Origin of the sequence: Chryseobacterium sp. Leaf180 (assembly GCF_001424585.1) — a bacterium.
Taxonomy (GTDB): Bacteria; Bacteroidota; Bacteroidia; order Flavobacteriales; family Weeksellaceae; genus Chryseobacterium.
The window spans coordinates 23,763-39,993 of record NZ_LMPJ01000013.1 but is presented as its reverse complement, the minus strand read 5'-3'; the positions used below and the strand labels follow the sequence as shown (position 1 = coordinate 39,993).

At 39.0% G+C, this 16,231-nt stretch carries 18 protein-coding genes; 7 read left to right on the top strand and 11 right to left on the bottom strand.

The genetic code is table 11. The features are described from left to right. Positions 1-11 precede the first annotated feature (11 nt). Both ASG01_RS14910 and ASG01_RS14905 read left to right on the top strand, forming a co-directional pair. Positions 12-356 carry a MerR family transcriptional regulator gene (locus tag ASG01_RS14910; RefSeq protein WP_055865484.1) on the top strand — a complete coding sequence of 115 codons (345 nt, stop codon included), beginning with the start codon at positions 12-14 and terminating at the stop codon, positions 354-356. A gap of 217 nt (positions 357-573) precedes the next feature. Then, entirely contained in the window at positions 574-1,875 is a 1,302-nt protein-coding gene (locus ASG01_RS14905; RefSeq protein ID WP_055865480.1) for a helix-hairpin-helix domain-containing protein, read from the top strand. Between the two features lies 1 nt (position 1,876). Here ASG01_RS14905 and ASG01_RS14900 read toward each other — a convergent pair whose 3' ends face one another. From ASG01_RS14900 to ASG01_RS14860, 9 genes are all read right to left on the bottom strand, one after another. Beyond that, positions 1,877-2,686: a DUF4249 domain-containing protein gene (locus ASG01_RS14900; RefSeq protein WP_055865478.1), complete on the bottom strand. Its 810-nt coding sequence runs from the start codon at positions 2,684-2,686 to the stop codon at positions 1,877-1,879. A gap of 2 nt (positions 2,687-2,688) precedes the next feature. Further along, a complete protein-coding gene (locus ASG01_RS14895; protein WP_082498398.1) occupies positions 2,689-5,016 on the bottom strand; it encodes a TonB-dependent receptor domain-containing protein in 2,328 nt (775 codons plus the stop codon). A 122-nt stretch (positions 5,017-5,138) separates the two neighbouring features. Next, positions 5,139-5,357 (bottom strand): hypothetical protein, encoded by a 219-nt coding sequence (locus ASG01_RS14890; RefSeq protein WP_055865475.1) that lies wholly within the window; start codon positions 5,355-5,357, stop codon positions 5,139-5,141. 172 nt (positions 5,358-5,529) lie between these two features. Next, the gene (locus tag ASG01_RS14885) at positions 5,530-6,687 is read right to left on the bottom strand and encodes a MalY/PatB family protein (protein WP_055865472.1); all 1,158 of its coding nucleotides are present in this window, start codon (positions 6,685-6,687) and stop codon (positions 5,530-5,532) included. A gap of 26 nt (positions 6,688-6,713) precedes the next feature. Continuing rightward, positions 6,714-7,892 (bottom strand): ergothioneine biosynthesis protein EgtB, encoded by a 1,179-nt coding sequence (gene egtB / locus ASG01_RS14880; RefSeq protein ID WP_055865470.1) that lies wholly within the window; start codon positions 7,890-7,892, stop codon positions 6,714-6,716. 17 nt (positions 7,893-7,909) lie between these two features. After that, complete coding sequence (gene egtD / locus ASG01_RS14875) at positions 7,910-8,890, bottom strand: L-histidine N(alpha)-methyltransferase (RefSeq protein WP_055865467.1); 981 nt, start codon at positions 8,888-8,890, stop codon at positions 7,910-7,912. Between the two features lie 116 nt (positions 8,891-9,006). Then, the gene (locus tag ASG01_RS14870) at positions 9,007-9,267 is read right to left on the bottom strand and encodes a SemiSWEET transporter (protein ID WP_055865464.1); all 261 of its coding nucleotides are present in this window, start codon (positions 9,265-9,267) and stop codon (positions 9,007-9,009) included. 189 nt (positions 9,268-9,456) lie between these two features. Then, complete coding sequence (locus ASG01_RS14865) at positions 9,457-9,957, bottom strand: phosphoheptose isomerase (protein ID WP_055865462.1); 501 nt, start codon at positions 9,955-9,957, stop codon at positions 9,457-9,459. 26 nt (positions 9,958-9,983) lie between these two features. Continuing rightward, a complete protein-coding gene (locus tag ASG01_RS14860; protein ID WP_055865459.1) occupies positions 9,984-10,844 on the bottom strand; it encodes an ROK family protein in 861 nt (286 codons plus the stop codon). 245 nt (positions 10,845-11,089) lie between these two features. On the opposite strand from ASG01_RS14860, the gene ASG01_RS14855 reads away from it, so the two are divergent. Next, positions 11,090-11,635, top strand: coding sequence for a ferritin-like domain-containing protein (locus ASG01_RS14855; RefSeq protein WP_055865586.1), 546 nt, complete (start codon positions 11,090-11,092; stop codon positions 11,633-11,635). A gap of 39 nt (positions 11,636-11,674) precedes the next feature. Further along, positions 11,675-11,902 (top strand): hypothetical protein, encoded by a 228-nt coding sequence (locus ASG01_RS14850; RefSeq protein ID WP_055865457.1) that lies wholly within the window; start codon positions 11,675-11,677, stop codon positions 11,900-11,902. 89 nt (positions 11,903-11,991) lie between these two features. Here the strand turns inward: ASG01_RS14850 and ASG01_RS16045 are convergent, their stop codons facing one another. Beyond that, positions 11,992-12,159, bottom strand: coding sequence for a hypothetical protein (locus ASG01_RS16045; RefSeq protein WP_157844206.1), 168 nt, complete (start codon positions 12,157-12,159; stop codon positions 11,992-11,994). 243 nt (positions 12,160-12,402) lie between these two features. Here ASG01_RS16045 and ASG01_RS14845 point away from each other — a divergent pair, with 243 nt between their 5' ends. Together ASG01_RS14845 and ASG01_RS14840 are read left to right on the top strand one after the other, a co-directional pair. Next, the gene (locus tag ASG01_RS14845; protein WP_055865453.1) at positions 12,403-12,606 is read left to right on the top strand and encodes a cyclic nucleotide-binding domain-containing protein; all 204 of its coding nucleotides are present in this window, start codon (positions 12,403-12,405) and stop codon (positions 12,604-12,606) included. Beyond that, complete coding sequence (locus tag ASG01_RS14840; protein ID WP_055865450.1) at positions 12,607-12,999, top strand: Crp/Fnr family transcriptional regulator; 393 nt, start codon at positions 12,607-12,609, stop codon at positions 12,997-12,999. 265 nt (positions 13,000-13,264) lie between these two features. Here the strand turns inward: ASG01_RS14840 and ASG01_RS14835 are convergent, their stop codons facing one another. Further along, entirely contained in the window at positions 13,265-13,759 is a 495-nt protein-coding gene (locus tag ASG01_RS14835) for a DUF4385 domain-containing protein (protein ID WP_055865447.1), read from the bottom strand. Between the two features lie 130 nt (positions 13,760-13,889). Between ASG01_RS14835 and ASG01_RS15795 the strand changes: the two genes are divergently transcribed. After that, the gene (locus tag ASG01_RS15795; protein WP_082498397.1) at positions 13,890-16,031 is read left to right on the top strand and encodes an ATP-binding protein; all 2,142 of its coding nucleotides are present in this window, start codon (positions 13,890-13,892) and stop codon (positions 16,029-16,031) included. Positions 16,032-16,231 lie beyond the last annotated feature (200 nt).

The following is a 16,231-nucleotide window of genomic DNA, read 5'->3' as shown; positions in this document are numbered from 1 at the left end:
TCTGCAATTTTATGAAACTCAATTTACCCGATAAACTCTACTATTCGATTGGCGAAGTGGCCAGAGCATTCGACGTGAATGCATCACTCATCCGATATTGGGAAGGCGAATTTCCGGTAATTAAACCGAAAAAAAACAAAAAGGGAAACCGTTATTTTACGCCGGAAGACATCAAAAATCTGCAGATTATTTATCATCTCGTGAAGGAAAAAGGCTACACGCTCGACGGTGCCAAAATCGCACTTACCACCAACAGCAGAATTTCGGAAACGGTAACGTTGATCGACAGGCTGGAGTTTGTAAAAGCTGAATTATTAAAACTTAAAGATTCTCTCGCCGACAAACCTGAAGAATAAGATTATGAAGAAAAAAATGCTCGCAGCGATGATCATAATTTCATTCTGCTTATTACTTTTTTCGTTTTTTGTTGAAACCAACATTTTCGTAAAAGCAGCATTAACACTCAACATATTCACCTTTATTTACCTGCACAGACAGCGTACAGTTTAATTTTTGGGTATTATTCTTACGGATAACAGATTTCTTTCATACTTTTAAATAAAATTAAAAACGATGAAAAAAATTTATTATCAAAGAATGGCAGGTCTTGCAATTGTGCTTGCGTGTCTTCTCGCTGTCAAGAATATTGCAGGCAAAGAAAACGATGATTTTTCTACCGTTAAATTCATTTCCGAAAGCGGAAATTCTCCTACTCTTTCTGAATTTAATCCAAACAGTCTTGACGCAGAAGGCTGGAAAAATCTGGGTTTCAGTGAAAAGCAGTCATCGACTATTTTAAAATATAAGGAAATAGTCGGTGGCGAATTTACATCGAAAGAGCAGATCAAAAAATGCTACGTCATCAGCGATGAAAAATTCCGTGAGCTCGAACCTTTGATGCTTTTTAGTAATAGTACGTTAAAAACCAGTTTTGCGAATTATAATCCAGAATCATCAGGTAAGCTGAGAATTCCGGGAAAATTTAATCCGGATAAGCTTTCACAAAGCGACTGGCAAAAAATGGGTTATTCTGAAAAACAGGTAGCGGCAATTTTAAAATATAAAAATTATCTAGGCGGTAGTTTTGTAAGCAAAGAAAAACTCAGAGAATGTTTCATTATCAGCAGCGAAGACTGGCAACAGATGGAAGCCAGTGTTTTGCTTAGAGAGAAAACACCTGAAGATTTCAAAAAATACAGTAAGGAAAGCAGTTTTGTAAAATCTAAAACGGTGCAATCAGCGTTTGATCCAAATGTGCTCGATCAGAAAGGCTGGATGAATCTGGGATTTTCTGAAAAGCAGGCGGCTGTCATTGTTAATTATCGTGATAAAAATCTGCGTGGAAGTTTTAAAACTTTAGATGACATTAAAAGCTGTTTCGTGATTTCACCGGAAAAGTTTGAAGAGCTGAAACCATTTATCCGTCTGAATGAATCGACCATGAATAAAAATGTAGCGGAAAAGAAACCGGAAATAAAAAATGCACAAACCGATTTTTCGAAAACCGATTTAAATACCATTACATTTAAACAGCTGATAGAATTTGGTCTGGATGAGCGAAGTGCCGGTTCGATCATCGGTTTCAGAAAAAAACTGGGCGGATTTATGAATAAAAATCAGATTCTCGACACCTATAATATCGATAAAGATCTGGTGCAGAAACTTCTGGCAATCGCGCCTCTTGATAATTCTAAAGTAGAAAGACATTCTCTGAAAACGGCGCCTGAAGAATGGCTTAAAAATCATCCGTACTTTAAATATTCTGCTGATAAAATTATATTTTACCGCGTCAATAATCCGGATGATGAAAAGATTTTAAAACTGCTCAAGCAAAAACCTGAATACGACACGCGCATGCGTCTGTATATGAAATAAATCACTGAATCACAATGCTTTGCTTTCTTGAAGTATGTGCAGAAAAATAACCCAGCGCACCATTTGAAATATTGCTTGGCGGGTTTGTCGGTGTGATTCCACCACCGGGACCGCCATTTCCGGAAATCTGTAAAAGTGCATTGTAAAATGTAAAAATCGACGCGTCGATGCATTGCATTTCCACATGGATAAGATCACCCACTTTCACTTTCTGATCATTTGGATTGGCGTCATTATTCGGCAAAATTAATGGCCGTTGATTAAGAATTCCGTTATTAAAATTATCAGAAAATGTCTGCAACGTTTTTTTCGGATTGTTATTAATCGTCAGACTAAATAAATACCGGTTACCAAATTCCTGCGGATCGGTAAACAGCGGAAGCAGCGTATACGTGGGCTCTCCACCGATGAAGAAAGAATCCTGATCGAGACCGTCGAAACTTACAGGCTGTGGCATTCTGCTCTGTGCCGTATATTCTTTGCCCTTTGCTTTTATATTTAATGTATACAATTTCCCTGGGGAAGTCGTAAAGTTTGCCGTTTTGTATTCTCCGTTTCCTGCATACTGCAAAGTTTCCGTCTGACCGATATCATCAGAAACGGTAACCACTGCATCGCTGACAAACGGATACTGATTTTGAGCCGTGAAAGGAACAGACTGCGTTATTTTTACCGTGTGCGGACCGGCTTGATCTGAAAGATTTCCTTCGATAACAAGATCCCCGCTTATATCATCGAGATCGAGATCAATTTCCTTTTCACACGAGTTGATCAAAAAGAAAAATATGTAGAGGAAAAAAAACTTTTTCATATTTAAAATTTAAAATTATAGGTCACATTCGGTACAAATCTGAAAAGTGAGGTCTGTAACGCACGCGTGGTACCAGGTTTGTCGGGATTGTCTTCAAACGTAATCGCATAGGCATTTTCTCTGCCGTATACATTATACACACCAAATGACCACGAACTTTGGTACCTTTTATTTTTTTTCGGATCGTAGGTTGCACTGAGATCCAGACGGTGATACGCCGGCATTCTGTCTGCATTTCGGCTGCTGTACTGGAATATCGTCTGGCCGTTCAACTCATATTTTCCGGTTGGGAATGTCACGGCATTCCCCGTGCTGTACACGAATAGTCCTGAAAGTGACCATTTCATATTCAGATCATACATCGCAACCACCGAAATATCATGCGTTCGGTCGATTCTCGCATTGTACCATTCATTATTGTTGATGCCGTCGATTTTTCTTTCGGTTTTAGATAGCGTGTAAGAAATCCAGCCGGTAAGTTTTCCGTTTTTCTTTTTGGCTAAAATTTCAAGACCGTAAGCACGTCCTTTACCAAAAAGCAACTGACTTTCAATATCGGCTGCCGAATCAAAAACGATTTCAGCTCCATTTTTAAAATCGATCTGGTTTTGAAGCGATTTGTAATAAACTTCGGTATTGATTTCGTAATTATTATTATTAAAATTCCGGCTGTATCCAGCGCTGATCTGATCGGCTATTTCCGGCTTTACAGTATACGAACTCGCAATCCACTGATCGGTCGGATTTCCTGCGCTGCTGTTTCCGAGCAAATGCAGATTCTGCGTGTTTCTCGCATATCCCGCTTTCACACTACTCACTTCATCGATTCGGTAGTTTCCGGTAATTCGCGGCTCCAGATTGTAATAGGTTTTACCGAAATCACCTTTTTCCAATGCACGGCTTTCTGTCAGCAGACCGTTTTCATAGATGTTGTACGTATCGCCTCCCAAAACCGTAAACGCAGAAAGTCTTAAACCATAATTAAAAGTCAGTTTTTCATTAACCTTAAAATCATCATTTATATAAAACGCATTTTCCAGAGAATATCTTGTGTTTCTTGGATATGTGCTCCGACTTGTACCCGAAGCAGTGCTAGGTGTAATGCTGTGATAAATAGACTGCAGGCCAAATTTCACCGAATGATTGTTTCCTGCAAACCATGAGAAATCCTGTTTGAAATTCCAGTCGCGGATTTTAGAATCGAGCCCGAAAACATTATCGTTGCTTTTCAGACTCACGTTATAATCGTAGTTACTGTAAATAAATGATGTATTTGAAAATAAAGTACTGCTCACAATGCTGTTCCAGCGGAGTGTCGCGGTTGTATTTCCCCAGTCGGTTGCAAAAGTTTTTCCCAAACCGAGTACATCACGCCCGAAATATCCCGAAAGATACAGTCGGTTGTTTTCGTTGATCTGATAGTTGGATTTCAGATTTAAATCGTAAAAATACAGTTTAGAATCTTTAAGATCTTTAGTCGCTTTCAGAAAAGCATCAGCGTAGGTACGTCTTCCGGAAACGATGAAAGAAGATTTTTCTTTCTGCACTGGCCCTTCTACACTCAGTCGGCTGCTGATCAAACCAATTCCGCCGTTTACTTTATAATCCTGATTGTTGCCGTCTTTCATCCGCACATCCAAAACCGAGGAAAGCCGCCCGCCATATTGCGCCGGACTGTTTCCTTTAATAATGCTCGCGTCTTTTAAAGCATCACTGTTGAATGTCGAGAAAAATCCTAGGAGATGCGAAGCATTATAAACCGGTGCTTCATCCAGCAAAATTAAATTCTGATCTGGTGCACCACCACGAACGCTGAAACCGCTGCTGCCTTCACCGGTACTCTTCACTCCCGGCAATAGCTGAATGGTTTTCAAAACGTCTTTTTCACCAAAAATAACGGGAAGTTTCTCAATGCTTTTTATACTTAAAGTTTCGGTTCCCATCTGTGCTGAACTCAGATTTTTATCTTTACGTACGCCAGAAACAACGACTTCGTCAATTGAAGCAACCCGGTCGTTTTGAGGCGAAAGCATTACATCTAATTTTAAATTATCCTGAAGCGACACCTTTTTCCGGTACGGAAGATATCCTGCATAATCAACAGCTACGGTATAATCTCCCGACGAAAGCGTTACAGAATAATAACCGTATTCGTTTGCAGAAATGCTGATCGCAGGTTGCTCAACGATTTTTACAGAAACACCCAAAAGCAGTTCGCCCGTTTTCTGATCTTTTACGGTACCGCTGATGGTTCGCAATTCTTGCGCGTTTGCGGCAGACATCAGTACAAAAACGCCGCACGCAGCAAAAATTTTAGTATAAAATTGCATTCAATTGATATTAAAAAAAATGATGGGCAAAGATAAAACTTAATTTTCCCTACCCATCGGTTTACATCTGATTCTCATAAAAAGACTTGTTTCAGCCCGTTTATGAACATCATATTTGTTCTTTAGAAAGCATAAGCAGCACGGTTCAGATAGATATTTTTACCTGAAATCTTGTCGCGGTTTAGATTGTAAATAAGTTCAACAGAAAAGGTAGAAAGCTCATACAAAACGTATCTGGAGCCGTTATTAATGCTGTCGGTAATCACTCTTCCTTTATCCAATACGATACTGTACTGAATTTCATCCGGAAGATTGCTGAATTCGTAGAAAGAAATATCCATATTGTTAGTTTTTATACATCGCAGATTAGTAAATTGTCTTATGCAATTTTTCGACCAAATTTTAAGTAAAATTACAGGGAGTCGTCTTTATGCATTAAAATCTGCCACAGCCATTCAATTTAGACTGTGCATAAATAATTATTTACAGATTATCATAAATTTAAAGTGAATGTTAAGATAAATCATTAACAAATTCGCGCAGTTGTGAAAGTCCGGTTTCTAAATTTTTTCTTGTGCAGGCAATGTTTATCCGAAGAAAACCGTCACCCGATTTACCGTACATCGAGCCTGAATTTAGCAGTAAGTGATGATTTTTTAAAAGCTTTTCTGTGATTTCATCAGAATTTAAATTCAGTTTCCGGCAGTCGAGCCAGACGAGATAAGTAGCTTCTAAAGGCAAAACTCCAATTTGTGGCAGATGATTTTTAATGAAATTATTTAGAAATAAATAATTCGCGTGGATGTAATTTTTAACTTTATCAAGCCATTTCTCTCCGTGATTGTAAGAAGCGACAAGTGCTGTCACAGAAAGAGTATTTACTGAAATATTTTCCCGCGATTCAAGCATTTTTTCTATTGCAGAAAATTGCAGATTGTCATTTGAAAGAACATAACCGATCGGCAATCCCGGAAAATTAAAAGCCTTGCACGGCGAATGAACGGTGAAAAATTCAATATTAAAATCTGTTGCTACAGAATAAAAAGGCGTGTATTTTTTAAATGAAAGATCCGCGTGAATTTCATCGGAAATCAACATCACATCATTTTTCTCGCATATTGCTGCAATTTTTTCCAGAGTTTCACGACGCCAGACTTTCCCGATAGGATTTTGTGGATTGCAGATGAGAAGAATTTTGGCTTTAGGATCTGATGCTTTTGTCTCCAGATCTTTAAAATCAATTTCGTATTGATTTCCATTTAAAATCAACTCATTCTCTACAATCTCACGTTCCGAATTTTTTATGGTGTTAAAGAAATGATTGTAAACAGGTGGCTGAATAATAATCTGATCCCCACTTTCTGTAAACGTGTTGATAATCGCAGAGACCGCCGACATCACACCCGGAACGGGCAATATAAAATCTTTTTCTACATCAAGCTGATGATGAGATTGTAACCAGAATTGGACAGCTTTAAAAAATTCTTCAGAAAGTTTAAAATAACCGAAAGATCCGGCGGATATTTTTCTGATAAGTTCCTCCTTCAAAAATTCCGGAAGCCGAAAATCCATTTCGGCAACCCACATCGGCAAAACGTTTTTGCCTGCGGAATTCCATTTAAGTGAATCTTCGCTGCGTTCGGTTATCTCTTCATCAAAATTAAAATCCATTATCTAAAACTCATTTTAGCTGAAATTTACTTCGCGAGACGAAGCCCGGTAAATTGCCACTGAAGGTTGGTCGGGAAGAAATTCCGGTACGTTTTCCGGCTGTGATCTTTCGGAGTGGCAACCGACGCACCACGCAAAACAGTCTGATTCACCATGAACTTTCCGTTATATTCTCCCACAGCGCCCGCTTCTTTTTTAAAGCCGGGATAAGGCAAATACGAACTTCCGGTCCATTCCCAGCGACTTCCCCAGTCAAAATGATCACTTGCAATTTCCCATTCTGCTTCGGTTGGAAGACGCAAACCTTTCCACGAAGCAAATGCGGATGCTTCGAAAAAACTTATATGGCAAAGCGCCTCGTCAGGATCAACTTTTTGCAGACCGGACAAATTATACAGCATCCAGTCACCTTCGATTTCGTGCCAGTACAAAGGAGATTTCGCCTGTGAAGTTTTTACCCAATCCCAGCCTTCAGCGTGCCAGTGTCGGAAATCTGAATAACCGCCATCGCGCATAAATTCTAGATATTCGCCGTTTGTAACCAAAGAATTGCTGATTTCAAAATTTTGCAGGTAGACTTTATGTCGGCCCAATTCGTTATCAAAACAGAAACCTTCGCCTTCAAAACCGATCTCGTAAACGCCTTCAGGAATAGAAATCATTTCAGCACATAAAATAGGCTTTAACGGCTCAGAATGATTTTTTTTATAAACCGGAAACAAAGGATTGTGACCCAAAATATATTTGATATCAGTCAGCAATAGTTCCTGATGCTGCTGTTCGTGGTTTAAACCTAATTCAAGCAAAGTTTCAAGTTCCTTTGTGAAAAAATGACTCTGCAAAAACAGCTTCATATGCTCATCCACATATTCACGGTAACGGTAAACATCGGCGACAGAAGGCCTGCTCAGATTTCCTCGGTCGGTACGGATTACACGCGCTCCAATTGTTTCGTAATAACTGTTGAACACGAAATTATACTGCGCATCAAAAACTTTATAATCCGGGAAATTTGGGCTCAGAATAAAGGTTTCAAAAAACCAGGTCGTGTGGCCAAGATGCCATTTCGGCGGACTCACATCCACAATCGGTTGCACCACATAATCTTCAATTTCCAAAGGTTCACAGATGAAAACCGAATGTTGCCTGATCTTTAAATATTGATCGAGAAGCGTTTTATTTTGGGTTTGAGAAAGCATTTCCATGTGTGATTGATTTAAAATTAAACTTTCCAGACAGAATCGATAAACCAGTTTTTGGAGTCTGAAATTTCGCCCAAAACTTTAAAACCTGAATTTTTTGCCAGTTCCAAAACTTCTTTGTGTGAGAATTTCTGCGAAATCTCCATATGAATCAGTTCGTTCTCTTCAAAATCAATTACCTCGCCATCGATCATGATCTGCTGCTCATACAGGCTTACGAGATAACTTCTGCACGCGCCGTCAACCGGATTATAGGTTTGATAATGCTCGTAGTGATTGACATCAAAATCAGCGTACAGCTCACGGTTGATTCTTTTCAAAAGATTCAAATTGAATGAGGCGGTAATTCCCGCAGCGTCGTTATACGCATCAAGAATTATTCTCGGATTTTTTTTCAGATCAAAACCAACCAAAAGCATATCGCCTTTTGACAGCGAACCGTAAATGGCTTTGCAGAAATCAAGCGCTTCCTGCGGCTCCATATTTCCGATGTTTCCACCCAGAAAAAGCACCACTTTTCTTCGTGACGAAACGGCTTCTGCTTTTTTAAGCATTTCAAAATAATCGCCTTCCAGAAGCTGAATATCGAGCTGCGGCAGTTTTTCACTTAGAGTTTCATGCAAGACCGAAAGTATATTCCCGGAAATATCAATCGGCATATAAGAGAATTCTTTGTTTTCCTTTAAAAGTTTTTCCAGAAGGAAAGTAGATTTCATTGCGTCGCCGGCGCCCAACTCGATCAGATCAAATGGTTCGTTTTCCGGCGCGATCAGCCTGATGATTTCTGAAGTTTTATTTTGGAAAATATCAAGCTCACACGGCGTGAGATAATATTCGGGCATCGCCATGATTTCCTGAAAAAGGCGGTCGCCGTGTTTATCGTAAAAATATTTTGAAGATAATTTCTTTGGCTGGCTGCGCAATCCGGTTAAAATATCGTTTCGGAAAATCTCAGATGCAGAGACTTCTGAATCCTGCAGAAGATCTTGTTTTAATTTCATATAGAATGATTTGGGTACTCTAAAGTACAAAAAAACTTTTTGCTGCCGTCTTTTTTAGCAGAAAAAAACACCGTAAAACCTGATTTATGAAATTCAAGAATCATGCAGGTAAAATGCTATTTATTATTCCGGAATTTAAAATAGCAGATCAGCAGCGAGAGATTCACCGCCACGGCAAAACCGTTTGATATGATAATCGGCAGCTCATTTTTGATCATTCCGTACCAAACCCAAAGTGACAGTCCGGTAACCAAGATCGCGATCATATGCCAGGATAAATCGTCTACATTTTTGCTCTTCAAAACTTTGATCAGCTGCGGCATGGCGGCAATTGATGTAAGAATTCCGGCGACTGTTCCTAAAATATTTTCATCCATAAAATTCCTGCTTCAATATTTGTGATAAAGAATTATGTTTCTTTATTAATATCTAACAAGATAGTTTAAGACTCAGATTATTCTTATGATTCTAATCATTCTGTTCTTCTTTAAAATATGGAACCTACAACTTGGCAAAAGATTACATTCACTCTTTGGCAGGGCCCGCATTCTCAAGCAGACTGTAAATTATTTTCTTGAATAATCATCCTGCACACGCACGATATCGTCTTCATCGGAAGGATTTTCAGGGTCGGTGTGCAGCCAGATTTCCGCTACGGTTCCCCAGTTTTCCAATCCGATCAGACGGTGACGCTCTCCCTGCAGAAGACGAACCTGATCGTTTGGCTTATACAGTTTTAGTTCCCCTTCCTCATCATTTTCACTTCGCACAATTCCTACCGTTCCGTCGACAACCTGCCAGATTTCGGCGCGTCGGTGATGATACTGCCAGCTCAAACGCGCATTTGGCGCCACCAAAAGAATTTTCGGGCTCAGTTTTCCTGAGATTTTCAGGTCATCGATAGCAATTCCCTGAAAATATAAATCAGCAAAACGTTGCGCCTGCTTTTCATCGATTACAAAAAAGCCGCCCCAAGGCCTAGAATCATCTTTTTCTACTACAGTAAATCCTTGTTCTTCCAGTTTCTCCGCAGTTTTTTTGAAAATATTATGTTTATCAGAATTCATATTTTTTTGGTTTAAATGGTTTTAGCTTAAATAGATTTTTTCATCGCAGAACTTGCTGCGCCGAGAATGGCAGCGTCCTCAAAAATTTCTGAAAGGCAAATCTGCATTTTGATCTGATTATCATCCAGAACTTTTTTCAACGAAGATTCAAAATCAGCAAAAGCTTTGGCGATATTTCCGCCGAGAATGAGTAAAGTTGGTTGATACGCAGCGACATATTTTGCAATAAATTCTCCTAAAGACTGTCCGAATTCATCAAATATCTGCGTCTGGATATTTTTCGGTTCCTCAAAAAGATCTTTTGTCCCGGATATCTGTTTGCCTGTCAGTTCATGATACCGTTTGGTAAACCAGCGTGTCGTCAGATATTCTTCAGAAATCGATTCGCGAAAAGGCGTGTCCCAGAGATCTTCATCGGTTGCTTCGCCGTTTTGGTAAAATGTGGTTCCAAGTCCGGTGCCCAGCGTGATTCCGAAAACCTTATCTTTATTTTGAGCACATCCGGAAAAAACCTCGCCTTCGAGAAACGCGGCAGCATCATTTACGAAATGAATCTGAGAATTTTTAAGAGAAAGCCTTGAAGCGAGTTCTGTTTTAATATCGAAATCGTACAGTTCGATAAATTTTCCCTGAAGCATTTTGGCAACGCCATTCGGGTAATCAAACGGTCCGGGCATCGCAATTCCCAGCAGCACAGAATCTCTGTCTGACGCCAATATAAGCTCTTCCATCGCCGAAACCCAGCCCGAAATAATTTCTTCTCTGGCTCCGAAAGAATCAACGTTTCGGCGGATATACTGGCTGTGATCCAGAACTTTTTTGTCTGTATCAACTTTTGCCAGTGTGATGTGTGAACCTCCAATGTCAATCCCGATTACCTCCCGCATGAAAATGATTTTAATGGTAAGCCACGAAGGTACAAAATGAAGCGGATGCAACCTTTATAACCTTTGATTTTAGGTTTAAAAAGTCTGAACTTTTTTACAGACAGATATTAATTTTTTTAAAATGCAAAAAAACCAATTTAAACCCAATATGATCTCAATCATATCGATCAAATAGACAAATATAATTGAATTAAATGGCTTTATTTTTGATACTATCGCAATACAATCAAACCAAAAAAATTAAAATGGAAAGCAAAACAAACAAAACGGAACCGAAAGGCACCGTAAAAGCATCGTCTGATGCTGCAGAAAATTTGAGAGAATTTTTAATAGACGGACTCAAAGATTTATACTGGGCAGAAACCCATCTTTCGAAAGCTTTAGTGAAGATGGAAAAAAATGTCACATCACCAAAACTTCAGGAAGCCATTGCCAACCACAAAACCGAAACCGACACACAGATTACACGTCTGGAATCTGTTTTTGAAGCTTTGGGCGAGAAAGCAAAAGCAGTAAAATGCGAAGCGATGGAAGGTCTCATCAAAGAAGGCGAAGAAATCATGAAGGAAACTGAGCCTGGAGCAGTTCCTGATGCTGCAATCATTGCTGCAGCGCAAAAAGTCGAACATTATGAGATTGCTTCGTACGGCACGATGGCGACGTACTGCAAACATCTGGGCGAGAAAGAAGCGATGAAACTGCTTCAGGAAACTCTGGCCGAAGAAAAAAACTGTGATGTTCTTTTAACCAAACTCGCGGTTTCTGAGATTAATCTTGAAGCGGCTGAATAATCAGCAATTACTTAATCTGGCAGTCATTAAAACGGAAATATGTCTACAATAGAATTTAGAAAAGAGCAGTTTGTAAAAAGTGATTTTGATGATTATCACATAGAATTTAAAATACAGGAAATCGGCCAGGGAAGCAACCTGATCGTTGAAAAGAAGAATGAGGCCGGAGAATATGAAGTGGTACAGGTTCCGATAAGAAGACTGAACGAAAGTATGTTTGTCTGTTTTTCTGAACCGCAGGACGGACGGCTGATTTTTGAAAAATAAATTGAATTGATGAGGTTGATATTGCAACGTTTTCTGCATTTGTAGCAGAAACAGAAAGAGCAAAACTTATGTTTTGCTCTTTTTTTTATTTATCGGTCTGGCCGCACAACTTGCACTTCGCCCGTCGGCATGGTATTAAACAGATTTGGGAAGATGATCTGCAGAATAAAATAGGTGATTACGGTGAGCGGAATAAGTGAGAATAAAATGATAACCAGAATGTGGGGACGGTTCTTCTTTTTCGGTGTATTTTCCATAATAAATATTTAGGTGTACTCAAAAATACCGAACTGCATCCCTTTCTTCTTATGATGCGGGTCACATCGCACATTAGAAAAAAGACATGTGTTAATAAATGTTATTTTGTTGGATATAACTCACGATATGACCCAGGTAATGTTTACTAATAATTTGATTTGCATAACTTTAATAGACTTTAAAATAATTCGGTTTTGTGAATTATCTTAAAGCCCTTTAAACCGAACCAAAAAAAAACGACTGTGCTTATCCAAGAACAACTGCTCCGGAAACACGGCGCTACCGAAAACTTTTACCAGCCCGGTGATTTTATTTTTGAGGAAGACACCTCCGCAAATTATTATTACCAAATCATCAGGGGCGAGATTAAATTGAATAATTATGATGATGAAGGCAAAGAGTTTATCCAGAATATTTACGCTGCGGGAGATCCTTTGGCAAAATGAATGCTTTTCGTCGATCAGAAATATCCCGTAAATGCGGAAGCGCTTACGGTATGTTCAGTTTTGAAACTGAATAAAGAAAATTTTTTCCGAATGCTTGATGAAGTTCCGGGGATGTTCCGGTTTATGAGTTCAAAAATCTCCGGAAGTATGTACAGCAAATCCATACTCATGCGTAAAATCTCATGCAGAAATGCATCAGAAAGATTACAGGAAATTCTGCAGATGCTGAAAAAAGAACAGGGCCACGAGAAACCTTTTTCTTTTACATTACCTTTCACACGCCAGCAGCTTGCATCGCTCACCGGACTTTGCGTAGAAACTACGATAAGAACCATCAAAAAAATGGAGCGCCAGAAACTTTTAAGAATTAAAGACCGAAAAATTCTCTATTAAGTAATATATTTTATTTTCTATGATTCAAAGCACACACTTAGCTTTATTTATCAGCGTATATTTGTACTGTTGAGACGTTCATAACGTAATCAAATTTTTTTTCATCATTTGTGTTTTTAGCCTTCTCTTCGGAGAGGGCTTTTTATTTATCACATGATTTGAAAAAAAAAATACCTCCAGCTTTTGCCGGAGATATTTTGATAAAGTACCCTTATATTATTTTTAATAGTCGGTAAAATTCTTAACAATTCTTATGCCACAGATCTTATCCTAAAGTATTTTTCCACTCTTTTTTCATCACGCTGTATTCTTCATGTGCTTCGGCTTCCTTCCATTTTTTAAAAAAAATAGCTGCTGCTTTGGCTTTTTCAGGATCACCGGTACCGCGCTCAAGTTGCTGATAATCATTTTCCTGATCATATTTTTTTCCTCCTTTATAATTAAAATAGCGCCTCGCACGCGTAAATCCCATCTGCAGATATTTTCTCGACATATCGGCACCGACAAAATCTTTTTCCTCAACATATTTTTTAAACATCGCAAAAATTGCTTCCGAACTTTCCTTTGCAATTTCCTCTGTTTTGAAGCGCCAGTGTTTTCCGATTTCACTTTTGTAAGGTTCGCAGATCAGTACACCCTGCTCTCCTCTTCCCACGCGGTATTTTTCAGGATGTTTTCGGTAATCAACATCTGGCTTCCATGCATAATCATCTTTTTTAAAATTTAAATAGCTTGGTTTTCGAGGTTCTTGTGAGTTCATAGAAAAAAAATTTCGCGTGATGAGGTACTTTTGTACAAAAATTGCACCTGAAGAAATTTAAAGGGATTTTGAAGGCTTATCATTTTAAATTTTTAAATTCAAAAACTCTCTTTAATGTAACACAGACACAATGATCGAAAATACTTTTGGCAAAAACATCATCCCGGAAAATGAAGCTGAGAGATTGAGCGCGCTGCATTATTACCGTATTTTAGATTCACCTTCGGAAGAAAATTTTGACGGAATCGCAAGATTGGCCACACAAATTTTTCAGGTTCCTGTCGCACTTCTTTCCCTGGTAGATTCTGAAGAAGTGATTTTCAAATCAAACATCGGGATGGGAAATGCCAAAAAAGCAAACCGCGGCAAAAGTCTCTGCGCACTTGCAGTGCTCGATCATGAAGTGACGGTTTTTGAAGATGCTTTGAAAGAACCTTGTCTTATGGCAAATCCCAATGTGGTTGGAGATTTCGGACTGCGTTTTTATGCCGGTGCTCCTTTAATTACGCAAGAAGGCTATACGATCGGTACACTCTGCATCATTGATAAAAAACCAAGGCATTTTAGTGATTCCGAAAGAAAAATTCTGCAGGGTCTGGCAAAAACTGCGATGGAACAGATCGAACTTCGTCGCTCCTCTATCTTCACCATTGAAAAACTCGTAGAATCCAATAAAAATTTAAACGAAACCCAACTCGATCTGGAAGCAGCGATTGAAGAACTCGCTACGATAAATGACAGCATGGAAACCACCAATGATGAGCTGAAAAAAGCAAATCTTGAGTTGAGCAAATCGTTTGATCTGACGGTTTCTTTAAATGAAGATCTTCAGAAAAGCGAAACGCGACTTCGTTCATTTATCTCAAAGGCTCCCGTCGCTTTTGGGATTTTTTCCGGTGAAAATCTTGTTGTGGAAGTCGCTAATGATCTGTTATTGGATATTTGGGGACAAACGAAAAGCATTATTGGAAAATCGCTTTCTGACATTCTCTGGCAAAACAACAATCAGGGAAATCTTTCGCTCTTCCGGAATATTTTTGTCACAGGAAATTCATTCACCAAAAAAAACGTAAAAATAGATGTCAAAACAGAGCATCTCGAAGAAGAAAAATTCTTTGATGTCATCTATGAAGCATTAAAAGATGAAAACGGAAATGTAAATTCTGTCATCGTAATTGCCAGCGATGTTACTGACGAAATCAGCAGAAAAAACGACCTTGAAAATCTGAACCAGCAGCTTGAAATCGCGCTTCATGCGGGCCAGCTGGGTACTTTCAGTCTGCATATTCCGACAGGGGAAATGGAATCTTCGGCGCAGTGCAGACGGTCGTTTGGCCTGAAGGAAAAAGACCGCTTTGATTATCTGGATTTTATGAGCAAAATTCTTCCTGAGTTCAAACAGATGGTTAATGATAAAGTAATCGATTCCATTGAAAACAAAAAACTCTATCAGGCCGAATACATGATCCTATGGCCCGATGACAGTAAACACTGGATCAGCGCATCCGGCTTGACCACATACGACGAGAATGATCAGCCAAAAAATATGATCGGAATAACGCATGATATTACCGACCGGAAAAATGCCGAAACCCAGAAAGATGATTTTTTAAACATTGCCAGCCACGAACTGAAAACACCGGTTACAAGCTTAAAAACAAGCATTCAGCTACTGAAAAGACTGAAACAGAATCACGAAATGATTCCGAAAATTATTGATAACGCTTCTATAAGTATGGAGAAGCTTGAGGTTTTAATCAATGATTTATTAAATATCAAACGTGTAAGCGACGGTCATCTGGAGCTTGAAAAACACCATTTCAACGTTTCTGAAATGCTCAATACAAGCTGCAATCACATCCGCGAAGAAGGAAAATACAATCTGATTATTAAAGGAGATGTAGAAGCAGTAGCTTTTGCAGACGAACACCGCATAGATCAGGTGATTGTCAATTTTGTCAATAATGCCGTAAAATATGCGCCGGAAGCTTCTGATATTATTTTAAATGTGGAAAAACTTCCCGAAAGCCTTAAGATTTCTGTAACCGATCAGGGCGATGGCATCAGTGAAGATATTCAGCCGTTTTTATTCGACCGGTATTACCGAGCAGATCCCGGCGGCAAATCGTACAGCGGTCTAGGTCTCGGACTGTATATTTCGGCAGAAATTATCCGCCGGCACAATGGAGAAATCGGCGTAGAAAGCGCGCCAGGCAAGGGAAGCTGTTTTTGGTTTACGATTCCGGATAAAGATTTTATCACAGCAAAATAATCAGATGCAGTCGAAATAGGTACTGTAACCAAACTTTTCCTGATCTGTTTTCCGCAAAAAATCCTGCCGTACTTTATCGATAAAATTTTTGCAGAAATTCATTCTGCACTCGGAATGGTTTTCTATTAAATGATAAAACTGTTTCAGATCCAGCACCAGAATGTCACAATCCTCTTGAGCAGTTATTTTCAATGGAAACT

Excerpts from the sequence above, each read along its gene's own strand:
- ASG01_RS14910 (WP_055865484.1), top strand. The coding sequence starts at position 12 with ATGAAACTCAATTTACCCGATAAACTCTACTATTCGATTGGCGAAGTG.
- ASG01_RS14870 (WP_055865464.1), bottom strand. The coding sequence starts at position 9,267 with ATGGATGAAAATATTTTAGGAACAGTCGCCGGAATTCTTACATCAATT.
- ASG01_RS15795 (WP_082498397.1), top strand. The coding sequence starts at position 13,890 with ATGATCGAAAATACTTTTGGCAAAAACATCATCCCGGAAAATGAAGCT.
- ASG01_RS14855 (WP_055865586.1), top strand. The coding sequence starts at position 11,090 with ATGGAAAGCAAAACAAACAAAACGGAACCGAAAGGCACCGTAAAAGCA.
- ASG01_RS14860 (WP_055865459.1), bottom strand. The coding sequence starts at position 10,844 with ATGCGGGAGGTAATCGGGATTGACATTGGAGGTTCACACATCACACTG.
- egtB (WP_055865470.1), bottom strand. The coding sequence starts at position 7,892 with ATGGAAATGCTTTCTCAAACCCAAAATAAAACGCTTCTCGATCAATAT.
- ASG01_RS14865 (WP_055865462.1), bottom strand. The coding sequence starts at position 9,957 with ATGAATTCTGATAAACATAATATTTTCAAAAAAACTGCGGAGAAACTG.
- ASG01_RS14840 (WP_055865450.1), top strand. The coding sequence starts at position 12,607 with ATGCTTTTCGTCGATCAGAAATATCCCGTAAATGCGGAAGCGCTTACG.
- ASG01_RS14895 (WP_082498398.1), bottom strand. The coding sequence starts at position 5,016 with ATGCAATTTTATACTAAAATTTTTGCTGCGTGCGGCGTTTTTGTACTG.
- egtD (WP_055865467.1), bottom strand. The coding sequence starts at position 8,890 with ATGAAATTAAAACAAGATCTTCTGCAGGATTCAGAAGTCTCTGCATCT.
- ASG01_RS14890 (WP_055865475.1), bottom strand. The coding sequence starts at position 5,357 with ATGGATATTTCTTTCTACGAATTCAGCAATCTTCCGGATGAAATTCAG.
- ASG01_RS16045 (WP_157844206.1), bottom strand. The coding sequence starts at position 12,159 with ATGGAAAATACACCGAAAAAGAAGAACCGTCCCCACATTCTGGTTATC.
- ASG01_RS14905 (WP_055865480.1), top strand. The coding sequence starts at position 574 with ATGAAAAAAATTTATTATCAAAGAATGGCAGGTCTTGCAATTGTGCTT.
- ASG01_RS14835 (WP_055865447.1), bottom strand. The coding sequence starts at position 13,759 with ATGAACTCACAAGAACCTCGAAAACCAAGCTATTTAAATTTTAAAAAA.
- ASG01_RS14850 (WP_055865457.1), top strand. The coding sequence starts at position 11,675 with ATGTCTACAATAGAATTTAGAAAAGAGCAGTTTGTAAAAAGTGATTTT.
- ASG01_RS14900 (WP_055865478.1), bottom strand. The coding sequence starts at position 2,686 with ATGAAAAAGTTTTTTTTCCTCTACATATTTTTCTTTTTGATCAACTCG.
- ASG01_RS14885 (WP_055865472.1), bottom strand. The coding sequence starts at position 6,687 with ATGGATTTTAATTTTGATGAAGAGATAACCGAACGCAGCGAAGATTCA.